Below are 7,583 nucleotides of genomic sequence, written 5' to 3'. Positions count from 1 at the left end.
GATCTGCACGACTCAGAAAAACGCTGTTCCAGATCATGGATGCCATGCTCAAGCTTGGCCCACGAGAGGGCGACCCTGTCAGCCAGTTCCTTTTCAAGAAGAAGTCGGAAGGTAAACCCTACCTTGTCTACATGACGGCAGGTGCCAATAAGTTCCTTCGGGTTTACTACGGCAAGGTAAAGGAATGTCTACGGGGTCAGGCTAGATCAGAAGCCTGACTGCATCTATCCATAGGGACAATCTGAGACTGCCTGAATGAAGACAGTCTGGTTTGTTGTGCTCATTTTCATCCCTCCAAATTCTTGTGAATTACACTTGACTTTTACTTAGCAGGCTTCTGTGCGTTGGTGCTGCCGTGAAATGATGGGACATCACGGCAGCGTGACACTGAGATGATGTGACAAAATGTCATATATATGCGACATTTTGTACGATCATCATATATTACATGGGACTGTATGTCAAATATATTTTACTTTCACTCTGAAAAAATTCACCTTTGTCATCAAAAAACGGGTTGAAAAGAGAGCCCATCGTGATTTAATGAAACTGAATAATGGTGGTGAGGGCCCGGTTCATGTACCGGGACGCCTGGGGATAGTTCATCCCGATGAACAGGAGGAAAAGATGATTATTAAACCAGTGAAATTGTTCCGGAACGGCTATATGCTGCAGACGATGGCTTTTGGCGGCGAAGAGGGGATGGAGGCGTATGACCCGACGGTGAGGTATCGCTCCAGCCTGCAGAATTATGTGATCGATACCGGCAGTGAGGTGATTCTGGTGGATACCGGGATGCCGAAGGAATTCCCGGAGCAGGTGCCGGACGAGAAAACGGTGATTTTCATGGGGAATAAGATCACGGACTATGTCTCGGCGCTGGCGGAAGCCGGGTATCAGCCGGAGCAGGTTACGAAGATTCTGGTGACCCACAAGCATGCAGATCACACCGGTGAGCTGAGGAATTTTCCGAATGCGACAATCATCTGCGGACCGGAAGATGCGGATTCCGATGAGATGAAGCCGTACCCGAATGTGGTGAAGGCGACGTATGAAGACGGTCCGTATTATAACTTCCCGGAGGCTCAGAAGATCGCAGAGGGCATCTACTTCATCAAGGCGAAGGGCCACACCAACGGCAACAGCATCGTCATTGTGGAGGACGGGGGTCTGTTCTACATGATCCACGGCGATATCACGTATACGGACGAGGCGCTGTACGCCAACAAGCTTTCTGTGGTATTCGAAGATGTGGCGGCGGCCAGAGAGTCCCTGGACCGGGTGCGGGAATTCATCGCCAATCACCCGACGGTTTATGTTTCCACCCACACGCCGCTGGGATATGAAAATCTGGAGGCGAAGCGGGTGGTGGATCTGAACAATCCGCCGGAGACCATTCCGCCGAAGGATATTGTCGTCAAGACCGCCACAGGGAAATATGTCTGCACCGTGTGCGGATTCGTCTATGACCCGGCGGCCGGGGATCCGGAAAACGGCATTCCGGCCGGAACGAAGTTCGAGGATCTGCCGGCGGACTGGCACTGTCCGAGATGTAAGCAGGGAAAGGACAAATTCAGCCCGGCATAGGGGTTGCAGACAATTCACAAACGCCCGGCGAGCCGCGCCGGCACTAATGTGCCGATGCGGCTCGCAATGGGTTGGGTGGAAGTGGACGCCGATAGGTCCGAATCCGTTCATTTCCACAGTTCGTATAGGCAGTGCTCTCAGAGCACAGAGGGGTTACTCTCTCTTAAACGGCATGTGCGGAATGATGCTGTCCACGAAGGCGGAGATCGGCATGGTCTGCAGCCATACTCTGCCCGGACCGGTGATAATGGTGTTGAAGAGGCCTTCTCCCCCCAGAACCACATTGCCGATTCCCTTGATCCGTTCGATGCGCATGCTGCAGGTCATATCCATGGCTGCCAGATAGCCGCTGTCCACTACCAGTTCCTCCCCGGCGTTCAGCTGTCTTTCGATGAAACCGCCGTCGATTTCCAGGAATACGTGGCCGTTTCCGGAGAATCTCTCCATGATGAATCCTTCACCGCCGAAGAATCCCGCACTGATCTTCTCCTGCAGGAAGATGTCCATGTCCACGCCGGCTTCTGATGCCAGGAAGGCGGATTTCTGTGCGACGATCGGCATGGTGCCCACATCCACCGGGACGATCTTTCCCGGGAAGGAACTGGCGAAGGCAATCTGACCGTCGGTTTCCGCCAGGTAGTTGTTCCAGAAGGCGGATTCATTGGCGATCGCTTTCTTGAATAATTTTCCGATGCCGCCGGACTGGGTCTGCATCTTGATGCCCCGGGTCATCCAGGCCATGGCGCCCTTCTGGCATTTCATTGATTCGCCGGCGCTCAGGGTGCATTCCAGCACCGAGAACGGGGCCTCTCTGATTTCATATTTCATGTCTTTTCTCCTTTCCTGTGGCTGCAGGGGACTGTGCTGCAGAAGCCTACTGGAATCCGGTAACCTTGTAAACCAGAGCTTCGATGGTCTTCTGATCGGACTTCTTGTTCTTGTCTTCCGGACGCTTCTGGCTCATGATGACCATCAGGCTGCCGTCCGGCATCAGCTTTGCGCCGGAAATCCACGGATAGTCGACACCGAAGAGGTCGGACGCTTTCGCGCTGCCTGCCCATTTTCCGGTCTTGTCCCACATATCGAAGGTGCGCATGTTTCCGTCCAGTGCGATGAACCCCTTCTTCGTGGATGCCATGAAGGTCGGGCTGCCCAGGCCGCTTCCGTCGCTGTCTTTCAGTTTCTTCACCAGTTTGCCCTGGAAATTGTAGATGTAGACGAAGACCAGGCTGTCCTTGTCGGTTCCGCAGACGTAAATGTACTTTTTGTCAATGTTTATGCGGCGGATCGTATGGACGCCCCGGAGCGGAAATGCCTTCTGATTGACGGTGGATCCGCTGAAAGTGACCTTCGTGACCTTCGCGCCATCCGTGAAATAGTTGATGCCCCACTTACCGGACGGGTGGACCGCCACATAATCCAGGTCATCGTAAGAAAATGCAGGCTTTCCGTTCTTCAGACCGATGTACGGACCCATGAATTTGCTGAGCCGGAGCAGGCCGTCGCCGGTCAGTTCGATTGTCTTATACTCCTTTTCCAGCTGAATATCCTTTCCGTCGGTCATCTTGCTGTCCTTCCAGGTGTACTGACGGACCTTACCGTCGGTGAGGGTATAAACTGTGGAACCCTTCGCCGCAATGCCGAGGTCGAAAGAGGACTTCACCGTCAGTGCCGGTTCGATCACGATCTGCTCGGACTTCAGGTTGGTTGTTCCGACCAGTGTTTCGTGGGTTCCGGTCTTGATGGCATCATCCTTCTTCTGCTCTGTTTTCTTCACCGGCTTCTTCTCTTCCTTCTTCTTTTCGGTGCCGCCGCAGGCAGTCATGCCGACGAGAACGGCCGCTGCCAGTGCGAGGATCAGAACCTTCCTCCCAATCTTCTTCATAACTTTTTCCTCCTTCCGCAGTTGTGCCGCACATCCGGCACATTTCGTACTTCCTGTATAGCACGGAAAAAGAAAATCGAACAAGTACACCAGGGGTACTTGTTCGAAATAATGCGAAAATATAGGAGAGGTGGACAAAAAACAGTTTTCTCGGCCGCTTTCTTTGTTATTTACATGTACAGGTCATCCAGTTTCCCGCACCGCTCGAATAAGTCCACGTAAAGCATCAGTTCGTCCCGGGAGCTGATGCCCAGTTTCCGGTAGATGTTCTTGTTGTGTTTTTTTACGGTATTCATGCTGATGAAGGCCTTCTCCGGAATCTCCGACACTTCGTAGCCGTTGATGTACAGTTCCGTGATGTTGCGTTCCGCCGGGGTGAGGGTGGACATTCCTTTCAGGAAATTGTCCAGAGATTCCTGGAGATCCGGGGGCAGGATGTCGCCCTGTCCGCCGTCTGTCTGGCGGAACTGCTGCAGGAGCTCTTTCCCGTCCGCATACTTCACTCCGGTTTCGGTATGCACATAAGGAAGAGTGATCATCTCTAACATTTTGTCAATGGACTCTGCATCATCCGGGAGGTGGATCAGCGTCAGCTGGGTCGGAAAAAGCGCCGTGTAGTCCTGATACTGCCACTCCTCCAGGAACCGGCTCTCCACCAGGCAGGCCAGCTTGTCCGCAGCGGGCAGCTCTGCCCGGAAGTTCCGGCGGCCCAGCAGCATCCGGCTGGAGATCTTCCCGGGAATCAGAATGGTGAAGACTCCCCGTTCGCAGTCATACAGTTTCGTGTGGGCGCCGATGTCCCGGAGCCAGTCCGCAACGGTCAGCCGGAGACCGTGGAAAGCTTCGGAGCCCAGGGCGGAAATCCGCAGATACTCAATCTGGGAGAGCTTTACAATCAGCATGTCCGCAGGCTGCTGATTCATGAAGATCGGCGCCGTGTCCCGGATCAGTGCGTGCCGGTTCAGCACTCTGGTCTCCGGATGATACCGCTCGTCGATATTTTCTACTGACGAAAGATATCCGTTGATTCCCAGCGCCTGAAAAAACAACTCAATCAGCTGTTTCTGCATGAATTGGCTCTGGATGATGATCGGCGTCACCGACAGCACCAGCAGCGCCAGAGCAGAATGCCGCTGCCTGACCGTGAGCCGGTCCCGCATCTTCGCCACCAGCAGGATGCTAAGCGTCATATACAGCAGTGCGCCCACGTACAGCAGAATCATAAGCGGGCCGTGGCGGTAGTATGCCCTGTGGTCATAGTAGAACGTGGTATGCAGGAACGGATTCACCGCCAGAGGCATGACGATTAGCAGGATCCAGGGCAGCGTGATCACCCGGATCTGCCAGCGCTTCAGCTTGGCCAGCAGTCCCAGCTGGGACAAAAGGAAACAGAGAAATGCGAACGCCTCACTGGTGTGGATGAAGAGGAAAGCGTAATTTGTAAAATCCCGGAGCCAGAGCGGCCCTGCATCCGTATAGGAGTTGTGAAAGGTGCTCCAGATATCGAAAACACAGGAAAGAAAATGCATCACAAGAACCGCCAGCATAATCCGGTTCGACGGCCTTCTGAGATCCCGGCGAAAAGTAATGGAATAGAGTGCGATCAGCGTGATGGCCGTCGCACAGATGTCGTAAGAAATGTTATAGCGCATCGTCGGTCTCACTTTCTGTGGCATTGGAGCGGTCATCGGAAAAGAAGATCACCGCGCCGGTGTCCACATCATAGAGCGCACCGGCTGCCTCCGGAGAATTTTCTCCGCCCCGCTTTGGTATCTTCAGATCCGCTTCAATACGGCGGACGCTGCACTGGATGTTTCGGATGGAAGCCGCCCGTTCATCGGTTTCTCCGCCGATTCCTCTTCTGATTTCCTCCAGAAGGTAGGGTACAAAAATGCCCCCCTCCTCCGGCTGAAGGGCCGCACCCACCGCACCGCAGCGGGTGTGTCCCAGAACGAGAATGAGCCGGGTCCCCAGGTGATGAAGGGCGTACTCGATGCTGGCCAGCTGCGGCCGGTCGATCGTATTTCCCGCAGTCCGGATCACGAACAGATCTCCGATGCCGCAGGAAAAGATATCCTCTGGAATAACCCGGGAGTCCGAACAGGCGATCACCACAGCAAATGGTTTCTGACCGTGCGCAGCGGTTTCTTTGCGTACCTTCGGAGAGATGTCCCCGGACGGCCGCTCCGCCCGGAGATATTGCTGATTCCCTTCTTTCAGCCGCCGAAGAGCCTCCCGGGGACTGACATTCTTCACTGGGGACATGGGATCTCCTTTCTTCTTTTCTTCTGCCGCCTCACGGTGCGGCATCCGGCAGGGCGCCGGGTTTTACCACTTCTGGAAATATGCGACCACCGTCTTCGTGGGCTGATGAATCGTTACCATAATCGCACAGCGTTCACTTACGTCCATGGCCGGGTCATACAGCATCCCGCCGGAGCCGCTGACCAGCAGCTTCTTGTTCGCAGCGGAATAACGGCTGATCGTTTCTCCGTCCCAGCGAATGGACTGGGTATGATGAGAGCTTCCGATCCGGGCGGTTCCTTTCCCGCAAAACAGAGAGGCGCTGCCGCTCTTTCCCGCCTCCGCGACGGTCAGAAGCTTCCCGGAACCCGGATCATATATATAGGTTTCCGGACTGCTTCCCGTTTCCTTCTCATCCTCTTCCATCAGCTGATACTTCCCGGCTCCGTATGCGGAGCGTAGATTGCTGAGATCCACCGCTTCCCGGCTCTTCTCCAGCTGGGCTGTAAAAATCGGGATTGACACCATCACCAGAACGGCAATGATGGCGACGACGACCAAAAGTTCCGCCAGGGTGAAGCCGCAGGTGCGGGCGGGCGCAGCGTTGGCGTTCGGCGCAATGCAGGCGTTCGCCGCAGCATCGGCGTTCGGCGCAATGCAGGCGTTCGCCGCAATATCAGCGGTCGTTGCGTTGTGATCGTTCGGTATGGCACTGTCGTTCGGTGTATTGTAAGCGTTCGCCGCAGCATCGGCGTTCGGTATAATGCTGGCGTTCGTCGTATTGTAATCGTTCGGCATGGTGTTCATCCTCTCTTATTCTAACAGTATATCATATCCGGGCCGGCGATGTCTGTTCGTATCCGTCGACCGAAAATCCTGTCGCCAAGATAAATGTAGCTGCCGGCTTCGGCCGGCAGCATCCGAAGTGATGATAGAATCGAGGGGAAGATCCGAGGGATCTTCCCTTCATTTGGATAGAAATGGGAACTCCCGGGGGCTGCCCCCCGGGAGTTGACCTTCTATAATTACCAGCTGTGCGGTCGGTTGGCGGTCAGTAAAGCGCAGAGGTCGGCCGGTCGGGTGCGGAATCCTATTTTTTTCAAATTCCGCACCATGTTTTCCCGGCCTCGGCCAAACGGGAAGGCAGACAGAAAGCGCGTGGGTGCGGTTTATGAAAAAATCCCGTTTTCGCACTTGGCAGAACCAGCAGTGAGATGCATTGACAGAGACATTTCTCTGTGAGTGCATGAATATACGAAAAAAATTAATTGAATGCATGCGATTGGAGGGATTGATCTGTTCGCCGGAGATGTGGATTGGATAACCTCTGACCGATTGGATAGATACCCGGTGAAGTGTACATTGTTCCGAGTCCGGCAGGTGCGGAAAAGCCAATTTCATTCCGTTCCGCACCTGCGTGGCGGGCTCGCATAGATTAATCGGGATCTTTTTTCGTTTTCGCACCCTGACGGGTGTGTTTGGCGTGATACAGTAAAATTGTAATTAGGTCGTTCATTTTGATATAATCACCGTAATATCAGTAACATCGAAAGGAGCACCTAATGTATGATATCGATCCTGAATTAAGGGAAAAGATCGTTCAGCTTCACGTCCAGGAAGGACGAACGTTCAAAAGTCTAAGTGACGAATTCGGGTATCCAGCTTCCACCATCAGCCGCTGGGTCAGACAATATTGCCAGGCAGCGGCGAACAATAAAGAACGGGCTCAGGCATTGGCCAATATGGAAAAGCTCGGTAAGCTTCAGAAGGAAATTGAGGAACTCAGGAAAGAGAATGATTTCCTAAAAAAAGCGGCAGCGTTCTTTGCGAAGGAGAGCAAATAGCTCGATACAAGTTTATTGATAAA

The 7,583-nt window shown here is 53.8% G+C and carries 7 protein-coding genes and 1 pseudogene; 3 read left to right on the top strand and 5 right to left on the bottom strand.

Features of this window, described 5'->3' with window-relative positions; all coding sequences use genetic code 11:
• Positions 1 to 218, top strand: a pseudogene (locus BLQ24_RS10235) (IS110 family RNA-guided transposase); the annotation flags it as partial.
• 409 nt (positions 219 to 627) lie between these two features.
• Positions 628 to 1,587, top strand: coding sequence for a rubredoxin (locus tag BLQ24_RS10540; RefSeq protein WP_090164724.1), 960 nt, complete (start codon positions 628 to 630; stop codon positions 1,585 to 1,587).
• 153 nt (positions 1,588 to 1,740) lie between these two features.
• Here BLQ24_RS10540 and BLQ24_RS09670 read toward each other — a convergent pair whose 3' ends face one another.
• The 5 genes from BLQ24_RS09670 to BLQ24_RS09650 form a co-directional block, all read right to left on the bottom strand.
• Positions 1,741 to 2,415, bottom strand: coding sequence for a TIGR00266 family protein (locus BLQ24_RS09670; RefSeq protein ID WP_090164723.1), 675 nt, complete (start codon positions 2,413 to 2,415; stop codon positions 1,741 to 1,743).
• A gap of 46 nt (positions 2,416 to 2,461) precedes the next feature.
• Positions 2,462 to 3,472, bottom strand: a complete 1,011-nt coding sequence (locus tag BLQ24_RS09665; RefSeq protein WP_090164722.1) for a lactonase family protein — start codon at positions 3,470 to 3,472, stop codon at positions 2,462 to 2,464.
• A gap of 170 nt (positions 3,473 to 3,642) precedes the next feature.
• Positions 3,643 to 5,148, bottom strand: coding sequence for a response regulator transcription factor (locus BLQ24_RS10400; protein ID WP_163440090.1), 1,506 nt, complete (start codon positions 5,146 to 5,148; stop codon positions 3,643 to 3,645).
• Positions 5,114 to 5,737: a carbonic anhydrase gene (locus BLQ24_RS09655; RefSeq protein WP_176755921.1), complete on the bottom strand. Its 624-nt coding sequence runs from the start codon at positions 5,735 to 5,737 to the stop codon at positions 5,114 to 5,116. The genes BLQ24_RS10400 and BLQ24_RS09655 overlap by 35 nt, the downstream gene beginning before the upstream one ends.
• 63 nt (positions 5,738 to 5,800) lie before the next feature.
• Positions 5,801 to 6,514, bottom strand: a complete 714-nt coding sequence (locus BLQ24_RS09650) for a prepilin-type N-terminal cleavage/methylation domain-containing protein (RefSeq protein WP_090164725.1) — start codon at positions 6,512 to 6,514, stop codon at positions 5,801 to 5,803.
• 764 nt (positions 6,515 to 7,278) lie between these two features.
• Between BLQ24_RS09650 and BLQ24_RS09645 the strand changes: the two genes are divergently transcribed.
• The gene (locus tag BLQ24_RS09645) at positions 7,279 to 7,560 is read left to right on the top strand and encodes a transposase (protein ID WP_090164719.1); all 282 of its coding nucleotides are present in this window, start codon (positions 7,279 to 7,281) and stop codon (positions 7,558 to 7,560) included.
• Positions 7,561 to 7,583: the final 23 nt, after the last annotated feature.

This window comes from Eubacterium pyruvativorans (assembly GCF_900102225.1).
In the GTDB taxonomy this organism is placed as follows: Bacteria; Bacillota; Clostridia; order Peptostreptococcales; family Anaerovoracaceae; genus Aminicella; species Aminicella pyruvativorans.
The sequence above is the reverse complement of the archived record's forward strand: the minus strand, read 5'-3'. Positions and strand labels throughout refer to the sequence as shown.

Excerpts from the sequence above, each read along its gene's own strand:
- BLQ24_RS09650 (WP_090164725.1), bottom strand. The coding sequence starts at position 6,514 with ATGCCGAACGATTACAATACGACGAACGCCAGCATTATACCGAACGCC.
- BLQ24_RS09665 (WP_090164722.1), bottom strand. The coding sequence starts at position 3,472 with ATGAAGAAGATTGGGAGGAAGGTTCTGATCCTCGCACTGGCAGCGGCC.
- BLQ24_RS09645 (WP_090164719.1), top strand. The coding sequence starts at position 7,279 with ATGTATGATATCGATCCTGAATTAAGGGAAAAGATCGTTCAGCTTCAC.
- BLQ24_RS10540 (WP_090164724.1), top strand. The coding sequence starts at position 628 with ATGATTATTAAACCAGTGAAATTGTTCCGGAACGGCTATATGCTGCAG.
- BLQ24_RS10400 (WP_163440090.1), bottom strand. The coding sequence starts at position 5,148 with ATGCCACAGAAAGTGAGACCGACGATGCGCTATAACATTTCTTACGAC.
- BLQ24_RS09670 (WP_090164723.1), bottom strand. The coding sequence starts at position 2,415 with ATGAAATATGAAATCAGAGAGGCCCCGTTCTCGGTGCTGGAATGCACC.
- BLQ24_RS09655 (WP_176755921.1), bottom strand. The coding sequence starts at position 5,737 with ATGTCCCCAGTGAAGAATGTCAGTCCCCGGGAGGCTCTTCGGCGGCTG.